This window comes from Kineobactrum salinum (genome assembly GCF_010669285.1).
Classification (GTDB): domain Bacteria; phylum Pseudomonadota; class Gammaproteobacteria; order Pseudomonadales; family Halieaceae; genus Kineobactrum; species Kineobactrum salinum.
In genome coordinates, this window is record NZ_CP048711.1 from 3,475,273 (window position 1) to 3,489,797 (window position 14,525).

Genomic DNA, 14,525 nt, shown 5'->3' on the forward strand with positions numbered 1-14,525 from the left:
CGCGGCCGCTTATTCGATGACTTTGGGAACCAGATAGAGGCCGTTTTCCACTGCGGGGGCAATGGCCTGGAATGCCTCCCGCTGGTTGCACTCGGTAACGACATCCGGGCGCAGGCGCTGGACTGCGTCCAGCGGGTTGGCCATCGGTTCGATGCCTTCGGTATTCACCGCCTGCAATTCCTCGACCATCAGCAGTATGTCACCGATGCGCCGGGTGACATCGGCAACCTGCGTATCGGCGATGCGGATACGGGCCAACTCGGCTATTTTTTCGATCTCGTCCTGTCGTATTGTCATGGGCTCCGGTACCGTCGGGAAGCAGTCGCCGCGGCGACTGGGGGCGTAAACTTATCACATTTGCGCCTTGCTCAAAATCCCCGCGATTGTTACAGTTGCCCGCTAAGCCACACGCCGAAGAATAACGATACTGCAGCCCCGTGAGCAAGGGCGCTTCCTGGTCCGGGAGGGCAGCAGGTAGGGGGCTTGCAGGACTCCGTACATGGAGTACCCCGATGTATTCACAAGGTAGTCAACTTTCATGCTGAAGAAATTGCGCGGAGTGTTCTCAAACGATCTCTCCATCGATTTGGGTACAGCCAACACTCTGATTTATGTGCGCGACAAGGGCATTGTACTGAACGAACCCTCGGTGGTGGCAATCCGGTTTCACAATGGCCAGAAAACGATAGAGGCTGTCGGCATAGAGGCCAAGCGCATGCTGGGCCGGACGCCGGGCAATATCACGGCGATACGGCCACTGAAGGACGGCGTGATCGCGGATTTTCTGGTCACCGAAAAAATGCTGCAGCATTTCATCGCCCGGGTGCACGAGAGCCGCTTTATCCGGCCCAGCCCCCGAGTGCTGGTCTGTGTGCCCTGCATGTCCACCCAGGTCGAGCGCCGCGCGATCCGGGAATCGGCGCTCAGTGCCGGTGCCCGCGAAGTACGCCTGATCGAGGAACCGATGGCGGCCGCGATCGGCGCCGGGCTGAATGTCGAAGAGGCCACCGGTTGCATGGTGGTCGACGTCGGCGGCGGCACTACCGAAATCGCGATCATTTCGCTTAACGGCGTGGTCTACCGGGATTCCCTGCGCATTGGCGGTGACCGCTTCGACGAGGCAATAGTCTCTCATGTGCGGCGCCGTTATGGCAGCCTGATCGGCGACGCAACCGCCGAACGCATCAAGCAGGAGATCGGCTGCGCCTATACCGGTGGTGAGCTGCGGGAGATCGATGTCCGGGGCCGCAACCTCGCCGAGGGCATCCCCCGCAGTTTCACGCTGAACAGCGACGAGATCCTGGAAGCCCTGCAGGATCCGCTGTCGTCGATCGTCCAGGCGGTGAAGTCGGCGCTGGAGCAGTCGCCGCCCGAACTGGCCGCGGACATCGCCGAGAGCGGCATCGTCCTGACGGGCGGTGGCGCATTGCTGCGCGACCTCGACCGGCTCATCTCGGAAGAGACCGGTTTGCCGGTTATCGTCGCCGACGATCCGCTGACCTGTGTGGCGCGCGGCGGTGGTCGTGCTATGGAGCAACTGGATCGCCACACCCTCGACCTGCTGTCCACCGAGTAGGCCGTTACCGCGGGCGCTGACCAGTGATCGCCGGGAGCTGACATCAAGCCGCTATTCGTGAAAGAGTCCCATCTGGGACTGCGCGTGCTCCTGACGGTGTTGGTAGTGGTCTGCCTGATAACAGCGGATCTGCATTTCAACAGTCTCGGCAAGACCCGTTCAATATTGAATACCCTGGCGACCCCGGTGCTCTGGGTCGCCGATGTCCCCGCCAGTGTCAGGGGCTGGTACGATACCCATGTCCGCTCCCGCAGCCAGCTGCTGGAAGACAATGCGCGTCTGCAACGGGAGAACCTGCTGTTGCAGGGCCGCTCCATGCAGATGTCTTCGCTGCAGGCGGAAAACGTGCGCCTGCGGGGACTGCTCAACTCCACCGCGATGCTGCGCAATGATGTCCTGGTTGCCGAACTGATCGGCGTGTCCCCGGATCCGGTACGGCATCAGCTGGTGTTGAACAAGGGGGCCCGGGACGGCGTTTACGAGGGGCAGCCGCTGATAGATGCCGACGGCCTGATGGGGCAGGTAATGGAGGTCAGCGAATTTACCTCGAGGGTGCTGCTGTTGACCGATGTTACCCATTCCATCCCGGTGCAGGTCAATCGCAACGGCATCCGGGCGATTGCGGAAGGCACTGGCTCGCTGGACGCTGTGGAAATTCACCACGTGTCTGCCACTACCGATATCCAGGAGGGCGATCTGCTGGTCAGTTCTGGTCTCGGGGGGCGTTTTCCGTTCGGCTATCCGGTGGCGGAAGTGGCGCTGGTGGAGCGTGATCCCGGCCAGCCGTTCGCCCGCATCCTGGCGCGTCCGCGTGCGGCGCTGAACCGCAGTCGCCATGTTCTGCTGGTGTTTGTGGGCGGGCCGGAAGATTCTGCGCTCGGGACGGAGCCCTGAGCCGTGGCCGCGGAGTCGGCGTCGGGTATTGGAATCATTGTCGCCAGTTTCCTGGTGGCCGCGGTGCTGGCGATCCTGCCGTTGCCGCAGTGGCTGTTGTGGGGCCGGCCCGAGTGGGTCGCGCTGGTACTGATCTACTGGTGTATCGCGCTGCCGCACCGGGTGGGGGTCGTTACCGCGCTGGTAGCCGGGGTTGGTATGGATGTACTGGAGGGTGCCGTGCTGGGACAGAACGCCTTTGCACTGGCCGTACTGGCACTGCTGTCCCTGCTGCTGTATCAGCGTCTGCGGGTATTCAGCCTGTGGCAGCAAGCCGGTATTGTGTTCCTGATGATTGGCATACACCAACTGATCTGCCAGTGGGTACAGAATCTGGAGGGTGCGGGAGCGCCCACCCTGCTGTTCCTGCTGCCCGCCTTGTCCAGTGCCCTGCTGTGGCCGGGCGTGCTGCATGTACTGCGGCAACTGCGCCGTCACTATCGGATCAGCTGAGATGTCCCCCCTGATCCTTGCCTCTGCCTCGCCCCGGCGTCACGAACTGCTGGCCCGGCTTGGCGTTCGCTTTGTGGTGGAAGCAGCGGCGATCGATGAGGGTGTACATGCCGGTGAAAAATCGCTGCCCTATGTCGCCCGGATGGCACGGGAGAAGGCCCGGGCAGTGGCACACAGGCACGGGGATCACGCCGCGATCCTGGCGGCCGACACCAGCGTGGTCATTGATGGTGACGTGTTGGGCAAGCCGGCGGACCATTTTCATGCGCTGGGCATGCTGGCACGGCTCAGCGGCCGCACGCATTCGGTGATCACCGCGCTCTGTCTGCGTCGTGATGGCCGCGAGACTCACTGTGAGGTCGAGACCCGGGTCAGCTTTGTCACTCTCAGTCGGGAAGTCTGTGAACGCTATCTGGCAACCGATGAGCCCTGGGACAAGGCTGGCGGCTACGCGGTGCAGGGATTGGGAGGAGCCTTTGTCAGCAGCATTGAAGGCAGTTACAGCAATGTGGTGGGACTGCCACTGGCGGAGACCTGGCTGTTGCTGGCTGAACATGGCATCGATACTCTGCTCGGGGCTCCGGGGTGAGTGAGGAGATCCTGGTCAATGTGACCCCCCGGGAAACCCGGGTCGCGGTCGTCGAGAACGGTGCGACCCAGGATATCCATATCGAGCGCAGCGCCAGCCGCGGTAGCGTCGGCAATATCTACATGGGCAAGGTGGTGAGGGTCCTGCCGGGCATGCAGGCTGCCTTTGTCGATACCGGCACCGGGCGCAATGGTTTCATCCATGCGGCGGATGTTGCCGGCAACGGCGGACGCGCCCAGTCGGCTGCCCCCGGGTCCGCCATCCGAGATCATTTGACTGAGGGGCAGAAGGTTGTCGTTCAGGTTGTCAAGGACCCGCTGGGCAGCAAGGGCGCCCGCCTGCGCACGGAGCTGTCGGTATCGGCCCGCTACCTGGTCTTCATGCCCGGCCAGGACCACGTCGGGGTATCTCAGCGCATCGAAGACACCAGCGAGCGGCGACGGCTGCAGGATCTGCTGGCGCAGGCGGTAGCGGCGGAGGACATGGCGACCGCTGGCGGGTTTATTCTGCGCACCGCCGCCGAGGGTGTGGGCGGTGACGAGATCCGGGCAGAGCTGCGTTTTCTCAAGCGGTTGTGGGCGGCGGTGATGCGCCGGGCACAGGCGGCGTCGGATCCGGCATTGCTGTACGAGGACCTGCCGCTGCACCTGCGTGCAGTGCGCGATCTGGCTCGCCCGGGGATTGAGCGGATTCGCATCGACAGCCTCGAGAGCTTTACCGCGCTGCACGACTTCTGCGCCGAGTATGTGCCCGAGGTGGCCAGTCTGCTGGAATGTTATCGCGGCGAGCGGCCACTGTTCGAGCTACACGGGGTAGAGGACGAAATTCAGCGCGCGCTGGCCCGTACGGTGCCTCTCAAGTCCGGCGGCCATATTGTGATAGACCAGACCGAGGCGATGACCACCATTGATGTCAATACGGGCTCCTATGTCGGCCGCCGCAGCCTGGAGGACACGATATTCAAGACCAACCTGGAAGCCGCCGTCGCGCTGGCACGTCAATTACGGTTGCGCAACCTGGGCGGGATCATCATCATCGACTTCATTGACATGCAGGACCCGGAGCACCGGCGCCAGCTTCAGCGTACGCTGGAAAAAGCGATGCAGCGCGACCCCGTGCGCAACCAGATTGCCGGTATCTCGGAGTTGGGTCTGGTGGCGATGACCCGCAAGCGCACCCGCGAAAGCCTGGAACGGGTATTGTGCGAGCCCTGCCCGGCCTGTGAGGGACGCGGTGTACAGAAAACGGCCGAGACGGTCTGTTTCGAGATTTTTCGCGAGATTACCCGCGACGCGCGCGCCTACGACAATGACAGGCTACTGGTGCTGGCCTCACAGGCAGTGGTTGACCGTCTGTTGGACGAGGAGTCTGCCACTGTTGCCGATCTGGAGGCATTCATCGGCAAAACCATCAGTTACCGGGCTGAGCCGGGTTACAGCCAGGAACATTTTGACATTGTGCTGCTCTGACATGAGAGCGCCAGGGCGCGCTGCGTCTGTGCAGGTACAACTTACGGGTCGGGTCGATTGCTAAACCCCTTCTATCATATATTGAGCACGGTGCTGTGGCGCGCGATCGTCGGGCTGATTGTGTTGCTGGCGGTATATGTCAGTTGCGGCCGGCTGCTGGTCTCGGTGGTGGGCGACTATCAGGCTGCCATCCTTCGCGAACTCAATGCCCGCACACCTTTCCATCTGGAGGCCACTCGCCTCAGTGCGCAATGGTCCGGCTTCAGTCCCGAACTGGTGCTGGCAGACCTGCAGTTGCATTTTTCCGAGCCGGACACCGAGCCACTGTCGTTGCAGGAGGGCAGAGTGACGCTGGATGTCTGGCGCAGTCTGGCCAACCGCTCTCTGCGGGTCAGCCATTTGCGGCTGCAGGGGCTGGCACTGGACGGCGAGCTCAGCAGTGATGGACGCTTGCAATTGCGTGGCTTCGGCCAGCAGGGCACTGATGCACGTGAGTGGTTACAAGCGCTGCTGCTGGATGTGCACGGAATTACGCTGGCGGCCAATACTCTGGAGCTGCAATTGCCCTCGGGCGAGCGGCAGGCGCTACAGCTGGACCTGACACTGTCGCGCGACGGCAGTCGCCGGCAGTTGCGGGCCCGGCTGTTGTCCGGCCAGGACAGCCAGATCACTGTCCTGGCCGATGGTCTGGGCAATCCGTTTACCGGTACCGATTACACTGGCGAGTTCTATGTCCACGCTTCCCTGCCGGATCTGGGCCAGTTGTCGCAACTGCGATCCCTGGTGGAGTTTCCGGTTCCGGTCACTGTCAGCGGCAGCGCGGAACTGGAAGCCTGGCTGAGTTGGGCGGGTGGAAGCCCGACGGTGCGGGCGCGCTTCGCAGGCGGGGATTTGCGGCTGCAGGGCGGTGGCTGGGAGCTGCCGCTGGAGGCTGTCACCGGGGCGGCCAGCCTGCAGCGCACTGGGCAGCGCTGGAGTCTGTACGCATCCGATCTGCAGGTCCACAGTGCCGCCGGCCTGTTGCGCTTGCCACGGCTGCAGCTCGACCTGAGGGGCGATTCGCTGCGCCTGCGTACGCGCGACCTGCCGGTGAGCGCTGCGAGCGAGGTCTTGCTGCTGTCCGGCGCACTGCCGCCCGAACTGGCTGAGGTGGTCACCACGCTCGCTCCTCACGGCGCGCTGGAAGCACTGGAGCTCCACCTGGAGGACCTCACCGCGCCGGCCCGGGCCTGGGAGCTGGCAGCCAGTTTCGCCGGTCTGGCGGTAGAATCCTGGCGGCGAGCGCCGGGCGTACAGGGTGCCAGTGGTCACTTGCAACTGAGGCCCGGCAGCGGCCGGGTGCTGCTGGACAGCCGCCAGTTGATGCTGGATTTTCCTGCTATTTACCGCGAGGCACTGACCTATCGGGATGTATTTGGCAGCATCGACCTGCACTGGGACAATGCCGGGCTGGCGCTGCACAGCGGTTTGCTGACGGCCACGGGCGAGGAGGGCACCGCGCGGGCGCTGCTGGGGTTGCAGATTCCCTTCGCCGACACCGGGGCCGGGATTGAAATGGACTTGCTGGTGGGACTGCGCGATGCGGACGCCACTTACCGGACACGCTATCTGCCCTATATTCTCGACCAGAACCTGCTGGCCTGGCTGCGCGATGGCCTGGGCCAGGGCCATGTCGAGCGCGGCGCATTCCTCTGGCGCGGCAGCCTGAAACCGCAGGCCCCTGAGTTGCGCACGGTACAACTTTTCTTCGAGGTACGCGACGGCCAGCTGAGCTACCATCCGGATTGGCCCGAGCTGTCCGCGCTGGACGGCAGCGTGTTTATTGACGATACCAATGTCAGCGTCTGGGCCCGCCAGGGGCAGCTCTACGGTGCGCAGATCAGCCATTTATCCGCGGAGGCCTGGAAGGACGCCGAGGGGAGCATGCGCTTGGCGGTGGCGGCTGAACTGGCCGGCGATGCCGCCAGCGGCCTGCGGCTGGTAAACGAGTCGCCCCTGGGACTGCCGCTCGATGGCGCCCTGTCCGGCTGGGAGGCGAAGGGCAGCTTGCAGGCCAGCCTGGATCTGGAGCTGGCATTGACGAAACACTCGCGGCCGCCGCAGGTTGCGGTCAGGACGACACTGACGGACGCGACACTGGCCATCCGCCCCGGCGATCTTGCCCTGGAGCAGGTCGGTGGCATCGTGTACTTTGATTCGGACAGCGGTTTCCGTGCCGAGGGGCTCGCCGCACGGCTGTGGGACGCACCGGTGGCGCTGTCCCTGCAACAGCAGGCACCAGCCGCTGGCGACCGCTCGGACGGCCTGCTGCCGGGGCCGTTGACGCTGGCATTTGACACTACGGTGAGGGTCGAGGCGCTGCAGCAATGGCTGTCCCTGTCGCAGCCACTTCCTGCCCGTGGCGAAACCGGCGTCAGTGGCAGTCTGGATTTCGCCCCTGGGACACCACCGCAGCTGAACCTGGAAACGCAGTTGACCGGTGTTGAACTGGCCCTCCCCGAACCCTGGGGCAAGGCGGCCCCAACCGCACAGCCGCTGCAACTGGCAGTGCGATTCAATGAGTCGCCGCTGCGCCTGCAGCTCAATGCCGAGGGCCTGGGCAAGGCCTGGGTGGATCTGGCCGATGGACAGTTGCAGAGTGTATCACTGGGTTTGCAGGATGAACCCCGGCAGGCACAGCGGGGGGAGCTGCGCGTGGGTGGACACGCTGCGCTGATCGATGTCGATGCCTGGCACCGGCTGTTGTTGGAGCAGGCAATCGAAGCGCCGGCCGGCGACGGCTTGCAGGTGGTGGTGGATGAGCTGCTGGTCGACAGCCTCCGTGTCTGGGGCCAGGACTGGACCGACGTCATGGTCGCCGTCAGGCAGCAGCCCGACCACTGGCAACTGAACCTGGAAACCAGCTGGCTGCAGGGCGAGGCCAGGCTGGCAAGCGACGGTGCCAGCGGCTCGCTGGCATTGTCATTTCTGGATCTCGCCGGGCTGGGCAGTGGTGGCAGTGGTTCGGGCTGGGACATCGGGCGTGCCAGTGAATTGCCCCGGCTGGCCGTCACCATTGAGGAACTTTACCGTGCCGGAGCGCGGCTGGGCACACTGTCCTTCGTGCTGGCACCGGCAGATAGAGCCCTGCAGGCGCAGGCTATTACGGGCGAGCTGGCAGGCCTGAAGCTGTCTCCGGAGAATCCCGGCTATCTGCAGTGGAGCGGCCAGGGCACCGAACTGCAGGCGACGTTGCACTTTGATGACCTGGGAGAGACACTGGCGCAACTGGGTTACGAACGCATCCTGGAGACCGATAGCGGCAACTTTGACCTGAACCTGCGCTGGCCGGGCTCGCCGCGCGGCTTCAGCCTGGCCGCCAGCCACGGCTCGTTGCGGGTGGCTGTGGACGAAGGGCGCTTTCTGACTGCTTCCGCGGGGGCTTCCGGTACCCTGCGGGTGGTCAGTATTCTCAATCTCGCCGATATCGTGCAGCGCCTGAGCCTGAACCACATGTTTGAAAGCGGTATCCCGTTCGATCGTCTGGCAGGTGAGCTGTTCTTTCACGGCGGGGAGATCGAGGTCCCGCTGATGGAGGTGGAGGGTGCGGCCACAGGCTTTGCGTTCAGCGGGCTGTCGGAGGTCGAGCAGCGCAGCCTCAATGGCGAACTGGTCGCAACCCTGCCGGTGGCCCGCAACCTGCCCTGGGTGACGGCATTGACCGCGGGCCTGCCGGCTGCTGCCGGCGTGTTTGTGGTCAGCAAACTGTTCGAGAAGCAGATGAGCCAGCTGTCCAGCGCGGTCTACAGCATCACCGGTTCCTGGGATGAGCCGCAGATCAGTTTTGACCGGGTTTTCGACACCGACAGCCGTCCCATGCGCAACCGTGACGCTACCCGGGACGAGCCTGCCGCCGGCAGCGGCAGTGAAGCTCAGCCCTCGTCGCCCTCTGCAGGGAACGACGGCGAGGCGGCCTCTTCGAGCTCGCGCAAATAGCGGAACAGTTTGCGCCGGGCCGCGGGCGGTTTGTTGCGCTGCTGGTCCCGCTGGCTCTGGAGCAGCAGTTGGCGCAGGTGCTGGCGGTCGGCTCCGGGCCAGCGCAGCATGATGGTATCGATACCCGCCAGCCCCTGTTCCAACAGTTCATCGCGTACTGTTTCCAGGTCCTGGAAGCGGTGGGCCGCGCTCTCGCGCTCGCGGTCGAGCTCCGCCAGCGCCGTCTGGATCGGCTCCGGGTCAATGTCCCGCATGAGCTTGCCGATAAACTGCAGATGCCTGCGCCGTGCGCTGTTGGAATTGATGCGCCGGGTTTCCGCTATCGCCTCCAGCAAGCGGGGATCCGCTATCGGTATGCGGCGCAGCTGCTTGTCGCTGAGCCGGGTCAGCGTGGCGCCCAGTTCCTGCAGGGCAGTCATCCGGCGTTTCAGCTCGCTTTTGCTGGGGCCTGCAGCGGGATCGAAGTCGCCGCTGGGGGAATCGTGATCAGACATAGAACCAGGTCGCCAGGCCGAGGAAGGAGAGAAAGCCAACCACATCGGTCACGGTCAGCACTACGCCGCCAGCGAGCGCCGGATCAATCTTCATGCGCTTGAGCAGCAGTGGCAGGGTGGCGCCGGTGAGCGCCGCGGCAAGCAGGCTGATGATCATCGCGGCGGCAATGATAAGCCCGATATTCCAGTCGTCAAACCACAGCGAGGCCGCGACCGCGACCACGGCCGCCCACAGGATGCCGTTGAGCAGTCCCACGGCGAGCTCCCGGTTGATCAACCAGGATTCATTGTGCTTGCCGACATGACCCAGGGCCATGCCGCGCACCATTACCGTAAGGGTCTGGGTACCGGCGATGCCGCCCATGGAGGCGACGATGGGCATCAGCACGGCCAGTGCGACGACCTTCTCGATGGTGTCCTGGAACAGGTTGATCACTGACGCCGCGAGAAATGCGGTCAGCAGGTTTATGCCCAGCCACAGCGCTCTCCGGGAGGCGGTATAGAACACCGGCGCGAAGGTATCCAGATCTTCAGCCAGGCCCGCCATGGAAGTGAGCGAATGGTCGGCATCCTCGCGGATAACGTCGACCACATCGTCGATGGTGATGCGGCCCAGCAGCCGCCCCTGCTGATCCACGACCGGCGCCGAAACCCAGTCGTTGCGTTCGAACAGGCGCGCCACCTCGTCGTCCGGCATGTCGGCCGGGATCGGCGGAATATCGGTGATCATCCGTTCGCGCACAGTGGACGAAGGGTCTGATACCAGCAGGGTATTGAGTGGCAGCAGACCAATGAACTGGTCGTTGCGGTTGACCACGATCAGATTGTCGGTCATCGGCGGAATTTCCGCATGCCGCCGCAGGTAGCGCAGCACCACATCGAAGGTCAGCGGCGGACGGATGGTGATGGTATCGGTGCTCATCAAACCGCCGGCGGTATCGTCCGGGTAGGTCATCACCTGTTCCAGGCGTGCCCGGTCGCGGTGATCCATCGAATCCAGCACTTCCCGGGTTACCCGATCCGGCAGCTGCTGGAGAATGTCGACCAGGTCGTCGTCCTGCAGGTGTTCGGTGATCTGGGCGACTTCGGCGGCATTCATGTCGCTGAGGAAATGCAGCCGTAGCTCATCCCCGAGCTCGTTGATCACATCGCCCTCGTCCTCCTGCTCCACCATTTGCCACAGAATGTGGCGGAACTTGGGTGGCGAGGATTCCAGCAGGTGGGCGACATCGGCGGCGGGCAGGCCATTGAGCATGCGCCTGACATCGGCAAAGGTGCCGCTGCCCAATGCCTGCGACAGGCGTTCGAGTCTAGCCTGGGATGTGGTAGAGCCTTGGGCCATGAAGAGGGTTGTCCGCTGTGGTCTGCCGGGTCGGCGCTGCCGCCGCGCCAATTATCCGGTAAAGCGGCCGGGACAACAACGTGCGGTTGCGGGCATTATCACATTGACGTACGCGGTCTATTCGCCTTCATCGAAATAGTTGTCGATCAGTGCCTGCAGGGCTTCGAGCGCGGCGGTCTCGTCATCACCATCGATATGCAGGTCCAGCACCGTGCCCTGGCCGGCCGCCAGCATCATCATGGCCATGATACTTTTGCCGTCGACCAGCTGGCCATTCCTGCCAGCCTTGATGCTGCTCGAAAAGCCGGCTGCGCAACCCACGAACTTGGCGGCAGCGCGAGCATGCAGACCAAGCTTGTTTATGATTGTTACCTGAGTCTGGATCACATTGCTGCTGCTATTGCAGTTCCCTGTGCCGTACGTGAACTTGCGGGTACTGTTGCTGATAGTGCTGGTGCAGCTGGGCTGCGAGATATACTGAACGGTGTTGTCCTCCAGTACAACCTATCGCTACAGTCATGTAACTGCGGTTGCTGGCCCGGTACTGGGGCAGCCACTGGTCGAGATACTGACGGATGCTGGCGAACAGTTCGGCGGTCTGGGGCTGTTCCTCCAGGAAATGGCGCACCGCCGGGTCCAGTCCGCTGAGCAGACGCAGTTCCTTGATCCAGTGAGGATTGGGGAGCATCCTGACATCGAAGACCAGGTCTGCATCGGTGGGTACACCACGCTTGAAACCAAAAGACTGGAACAGGATGGACATGCTGCCCGAGCTGTCGCCGACCAGCCGCTGCCTGATCGCGTCGCGCAGCTCGTAGATCGTCATCTGGCTGGTGTCCAGCACCAGGTCGGCGGCCACCGTGATGGGTTCCAGCAACTCCCGTTCGCGTTCAATGGCTTCCGCCAGCGGCATGTTTTCACCACTGAGTGGATGCTTGCGCCGGGTTTCACTGAAGCGCTTGATCAATACCGGGTCCTGGGCATCCAGGTAAAGGATTTCGCTGTCCACGGTGTCCGGCAATGCCTTCAGGATGACATTGAAATCTTCCAGATTACGCCAGGCGTTGCGGGCATCGATGCACACGGCAACGCCCCGGAAATGGCCAAAGCCGGCGTGTGCGGCTTCGGCCACCAGCGCGGGCAGCAAGGCCACCGGCAGATTGTCGATGCAATAGTAGCCTTCGTCTTCCAGTTGGTGCAGGGCGGTACTCTTGCCTGAGCCGGAGCGCCCCGAGATGATTACCAGGTGCATGCTGACGACCTCATGTCGACCAGCTGGTAGCCAGGGTGAACAATTCGGCATCGTCTGCGCTGCTGCGCAGCTGTTCGCAAAAATCGGACTGGCTGAACAACCGGGCGATGCGGGCGAGTATGTCGAGGTGGGCCTGCTGCGCCTCCTCGGGCACCAGCAACACGAACAGCAGATCCACCGGGGCGTCGTCGGGCGCCTCAAAATCGATGGGGTCGGCCAGGGTCACCAGGGCTCCCAGCGGCTCCTCGCAGCTGGCGATACGACAGTGGGGGATCGCGATACCGCCCCCCAGGCCAGTACTGCCCAGCCGCTCGCGGGCTATCAGCTTGCCGAAGACCTCGGTTTCGGTCAGCTTGGGCTGGTCCCTGGAGATGATGCCGGAGAGAATTTCAAACAGCCGTTTCTTGCTGGTTCCCGGGACGCGGCAGAGCGTGCGTCCCGGGGTGAGCAGTTGGGAGAGTACTTGCATTGGGGTTTAGTGACCTCTGGCCTTTTCCTTGTGTTTGATCAGCTGGCGGTCGAGCTTGTCGGCCAGCGCGTCTATGGCTGCGTACATGTCTTCGGATTCAGCGGCGGCAAAGATGTCGGCACCGGAAATGTGAATCGTGGCTTCGGCTTTCTGAACGAGCTTTTCCACGACGAGTGTCACTTCGGTATTGGTAATCTGATCGAAATGCCGTTGCAGACGTTCAAATTTGGACTGGACGTATTCGCGCAATGGATTGGTAACGTCGACATGGTGACCGCTGACATTCAATTGCATACCTGACTCCTTCTTTGGTAAAAACCGGGGCGGTAGCCCCAAACCGGTGCCACCCCCGAAGAGCCGACACCTTGCTTGCATTCTAGACCAATCTCTTGCGCTCGTTGGAGGGGGGATCAGCAGTATCTCACGATACTTGGCAACGGTGCGGCGGGCCACCTTTATCCCCTGTTCCTCCAGCAGGCTGGTTATCTTGTTGTCACTCAGGGGCTTGCGCGGATTTTCCGCTGCCACCAGTTTCTTGATAAGCGCGCGAATGGCAGTGGATGAGCACTCGCCGCCTGAGGTGGTGCCAACATGGCTAGAAAAGAAATACTTCAATTCAAAAATTCCGCGGGGAGTATGCATGTACTTGCGGGTGGTAACACGGGAGATGGTGGACTCGTGCATCTCCACTGCATCGGCGATGTCATGCAACACCAGAGGCTTCATCGCCTCCTCGCCGAATTCGAGGAAGTTGCGCTGGTGCTCCACGATCTTGCTTGCGACCTTCATCAGGGTCTCGTTACGACTGTAGAGACTCTTGAGAAACCAGCGCGCCTCCTGCAGGTTGTCCTTCAGGAAAGTATTGTCGGCGCTGCTGTCAGCGCGCCGGATCAGGCTGGCGTAACTGCTGTTGATGCGCAGGCGGGGAGCGATATCGGGATTCAGCTCCACTACCCAGCGGCCGCCTTTCTTGCTTACGAACACATCCGGTACTACGTATTCGGTGGTGTCATCGCCAATGTTCTGGCCGGGATTCGGGTCCAGTGAACGGATCAACTCGAGAATCGATCTGAGTTGCTCCTCGGTCAGGCGCATGCGCCGCATTATTTGCTTGTAGTCGCCGGCGCCGAGCTGGGTCAGGTGCCTGCTGATCATGATCCGGGCCTGTTCCAGGCCGGGAGTTCCCGCCGGCAGCTGCTGCAGCTGGACCAGCAGGCATTCCTGCAGGTCCCGGGTACAGACACCGGCGGGCTCGAATTGCTGCAGGCAGTGCAGCACTGCCACCACCTCTTCCACGTCGATGTCCAGCTCGGGCACCAGCGCCTGCTGGATGTCCTCGACGCTGGCCTGCAGGCGGCCGTTGGCGTCCGTGGCATCGATCAGGGCCAGCGCGATGATGCGGTCAGTGTCGGACAGGCGGGTCAGGTTGAGCTGCCAGCGCAGCTGGTCCTGCAGGCTTTCGCTGCTGTTGTTGCGGCTCTCGAAATCGCTGTTGCTGTCTTCGCCGTTGCCGCTGGTGATGGCAGAAGAAGGCAGCAGGTCATCCCACTGGGTGTCCACCGGCAGCTCCTCGGGCATCATCCCCAGCTGCCATTCCTCCTCCGAGGCGAGGCCACTGTCGCTGGTGGCCCCTCCAGGCGCTCCAACGGGCCGTCGGTTTTCGCTTCCGGCACCGGCTCCAGACGGGTGAGATTGTCGACTTCCGGCTCCGCTTCGCCGTCATCCTCGGCCAGCTCCAGCAGCGGGTTGCTGTCCAGCACCTGCTGGATTTCCTGTTGCAGGTCGAGGGTGCTGAGCTGCAGCAGGCGAATGGCCTGCTGCAGCTGCGGCGTCATGGTCAACTGCTGACCAAGTTTGAGCTGAAGTGACTGTTTCATGGACACAAATGGCTCATTCCGGCAAGCCTCCCGGGCGGTATCTCAAGCTCAAGTGTAGACCCGGCGGTGGCGCTTGCGCAACCACATGGCGCGAAA

Annotated in this window: 14 protein-coding genes and 1 pseudogene; 6 read left to right on the plus strand and 9 right to left on the minus strand. The window is 62.9% G+C overall.

Translation table 11 applies throughout. The features are described from left to right. Positions 1-9: 9 nt before the first annotated feature. Positions 10-297 (minus strand): Asp-tRNA(Asn)/Glu-tRNA(Gln) amidotransferase subunit GatC, encoded by a 288-nt coding sequence (gatC, locus tag G3T16_RS15415; RefSeq protein ID WP_163496010.1) that lies wholly within the window; start codon positions 295-297, stop codon positions 10-12. A gap of 241 nt (positions 298-538) precedes the next feature. Between gatC and G3T16_RS15420 the strand changes: the two genes are divergently transcribed. The 6 genes from G3T16_RS15420 to G3T16_RS15445 all read left to right on the plus strand — a co-directional run bounded on the left by G3T16_RS15420 (position 539) and on the right by G3T16_RS15445 (position 8,995). Continuing rightward, positions 539-1,576 carry a rod shape-determining protein gene (locus tag G3T16_RS15420; protein ID WP_163496011.1) on the plus strand — a complete coding sequence of 346 codons (1,038 nt, stop codon included), beginning with the start codon at positions 539-541 and terminating at the stop codon, positions 1,574-1,576. A gap of 57 nt (positions 1,577-1,633) precedes the next feature. Beyond that, positions 1,634-2,470, plus strand: coding sequence for a rod shape-determining protein MreC (gene mreC, locus G3T16_RS15425; protein WP_232059109.1), 837 nt, complete (start codon positions 1,634-1,636; stop codon positions 2,468-2,470). A 3-nt stretch (positions 2,471-2,473) separates the two neighbouring features. Beyond that, positions 2,474-2,962, plus strand: coding sequence for a rod shape-determining protein MreD (mreD, locus tag G3T16_RS15430; RefSeq protein ID WP_163496012.1), 489 nt, complete (start codon positions 2,474-2,476; stop codon positions 2,960-2,962). Position 2,963: 1 nt separating this feature from the next. Continuing rightward, a complete protein-coding gene (locus tag G3T16_RS15435; RefSeq protein WP_163496013.1) occupies positions 2,964-3,551 on the plus strand; it encodes a Maf family protein in 588 nt (195 codons plus the stop codon). After that, positions 3,548-5,020: a ribonuclease G gene (gene rng / locus G3T16_RS15440; RefSeq protein ID WP_163496014.1), complete on the plus strand. Its 1,473-nt coding sequence runs from the start codon at positions 3,548-3,550 to the stop codon at positions 5,018-5,020. The genes G3T16_RS15435 and rng overlap by 4 nt, the downstream gene beginning before the upstream one ends. A 90-nt stretch (positions 5,021-5,110) precedes the next feature. Beyond that, positions 5,111-8,995: a YhdP family protein gene (locus tag G3T16_RS15445; RefSeq protein WP_163496015.1), complete on the plus strand. Its 3,885-nt coding sequence runs from the start codon at positions 5,111-5,113 to the stop codon at positions 8,993-8,995. Here the strand turns inward: G3T16_RS15445 and yjgA are convergent. The 8 genes and pseudogenes from yjgA to G3T16_RS23405 all read right to left on the minus strand — a co-directional run bounded on the left by yjgA (position 8,932) and on the right by G3T16_RS23405 (position 14,429). Further along, positions 8,932-9,489, minus strand: a complete 558-nt coding sequence (gene yjgA, locus G3T16_RS15450) for a ribosome biogenesis factor YjgA (protein ID WP_163496016.1) — start codon at positions 9,487-9,489, stop codon at positions 8,932-8,934. The genes G3T16_RS15445 and yjgA overlap by 64 nt on opposite strands. Next, positions 9,482-10,831 carry a magnesium transporter gene (gene mgtE / locus G3T16_RS15455; protein WP_163496017.1) on the minus strand — a complete coding sequence of 450 codons (1,350 nt, stop codon included), beginning with the start codon at positions 10,829-10,831 and terminating at the stop codon, positions 9,482-9,484. Before mgtE ends, yjgA begins: the two co-directional genes overlap by 8 nt. Before the next feature lie 117 nt (positions 10,832-10,948). Then, positions 10,949-11,218, minus strand: a complete 270-nt coding sequence (locus G3T16_RS15460) for an HPr family phosphocarrier protein (RefSeq protein ID WP_163496018.1) — start codon at positions 11,216-11,218, stop codon at positions 10,949-10,951. Positions 11,219-11,228: 10 nt separating this feature from the next. After that, positions 11,229-12,083, minus strand: coding sequence for an RNase adapter RapZ (gene rapZ / locus G3T16_RS15465; RefSeq protein ID WP_163496019.1), 855 nt, complete (start codon positions 12,081-12,083; stop codon positions 11,229-11,231). 10 nt (positions 12,084-12,093) lie between these two features. Continuing rightward, positions 12,094-12,552: a PTS IIA-like nitrogen regulatory protein PtsN gene (gene ptsN / locus G3T16_RS15470; protein WP_163496020.1), complete on the minus strand. Its 459-nt coding sequence runs from the start codon at positions 12,550-12,552 to the stop codon at positions 12,094-12,096. 6 nt (positions 12,553-12,558) lie between these two features. Continuing rightward, positions 12,559-12,846: a ribosome hibernation-promoting factor, HPF/YfiA family gene (gene hpf / locus G3T16_RS15475; RefSeq protein WP_163496021.1), complete on the minus strand. Its 288-nt coding sequence runs from the start codon at positions 12,844-12,846 to the stop codon at positions 12,559-12,561. 159 nt (positions 12,847-13,005) lie between these two features. Next, positions 13,006-14,133 (minus strand): annotated as a pseudogene (locus G3T16_RS15480) (RNA polymerase factor sigma-54); the annotation flags it as partial. Beyond that, positions 14,130-14,429 (minus strand): hypothetical protein, encoded by a 300-nt coding sequence (locus tag G3T16_RS23405; protein ID WP_232059110.1) that lies wholly within the window; start codon positions 14,427-14,429, stop codon positions 14,130-14,132. The gene G3T16_RS23405 and the pseudogene G3T16_RS15480, both read right to left, overlap by 4 nt. Between the last annotated feature and the right edge of the window lie 96 nt (positions 14,430-14,525).

Bases quoted from the DNA above. Each gene is read 5' to 3' on its own strand.
- G3T16_RS15435 (WP_163496013.1), top strand. From the start codon at position 2,964: ATGTCCCCCCTGATCCTTGCCTCTGCCTCGCCCCGGCGTCACGAACTG.
- yjgA (WP_163496016.1), bottom strand. From the start codon at position 9,489: ATGTCTGATCACGATTCCCCCAGCGGCGACTTCGATCCCGCTGCAGGC.
- hpf (WP_163496021.1), bottom strand. From the start codon at position 12,846: ATGCAATTGAATGTCAGCGGTCACCATGTCGACGTTACCAATCCATTG.
- G3T16_RS23405 (WP_232059110.1), bottom strand. From the start codon at position 14,429: ATGAAACAGTCACTTCAGCTCAAACTTGGTCAGCAGTTGACCATGACG.
- ptsN (WP_163496020.1), bottom strand. From the start codon at position 12,552: ATGCAAGTACTCTCCCAACTGCTCACCCCGGGACGCACGCTCTGCCGC.
- gatC (WP_163496010.1), bottom strand. From the start codon at position 297: ATGACAATACGACAGGACGAGATCGAAAAAATAGCCGAGTTGGCCCGT.
- rapZ (WP_163496019.1), bottom strand. From the start codon at position 12,083: ATGCACCTGGTAATCATCTCGGGGCGCTCCGGCTCAGGCAAGAGTACC.
- G3T16_RS15420 (WP_163496011.1), top strand. From the start codon at position 539: ATGCTGAAGAAATTGCGCGGAGTGTTCTCAAACGATCTCTCCATCGAT.
- mgtE (WP_163496017.1), bottom strand. From the start codon at position 10,831: ATGGCCCAAGGCTCTACCACATCCCAGGCTAGACTCGAACGCCTGTCG.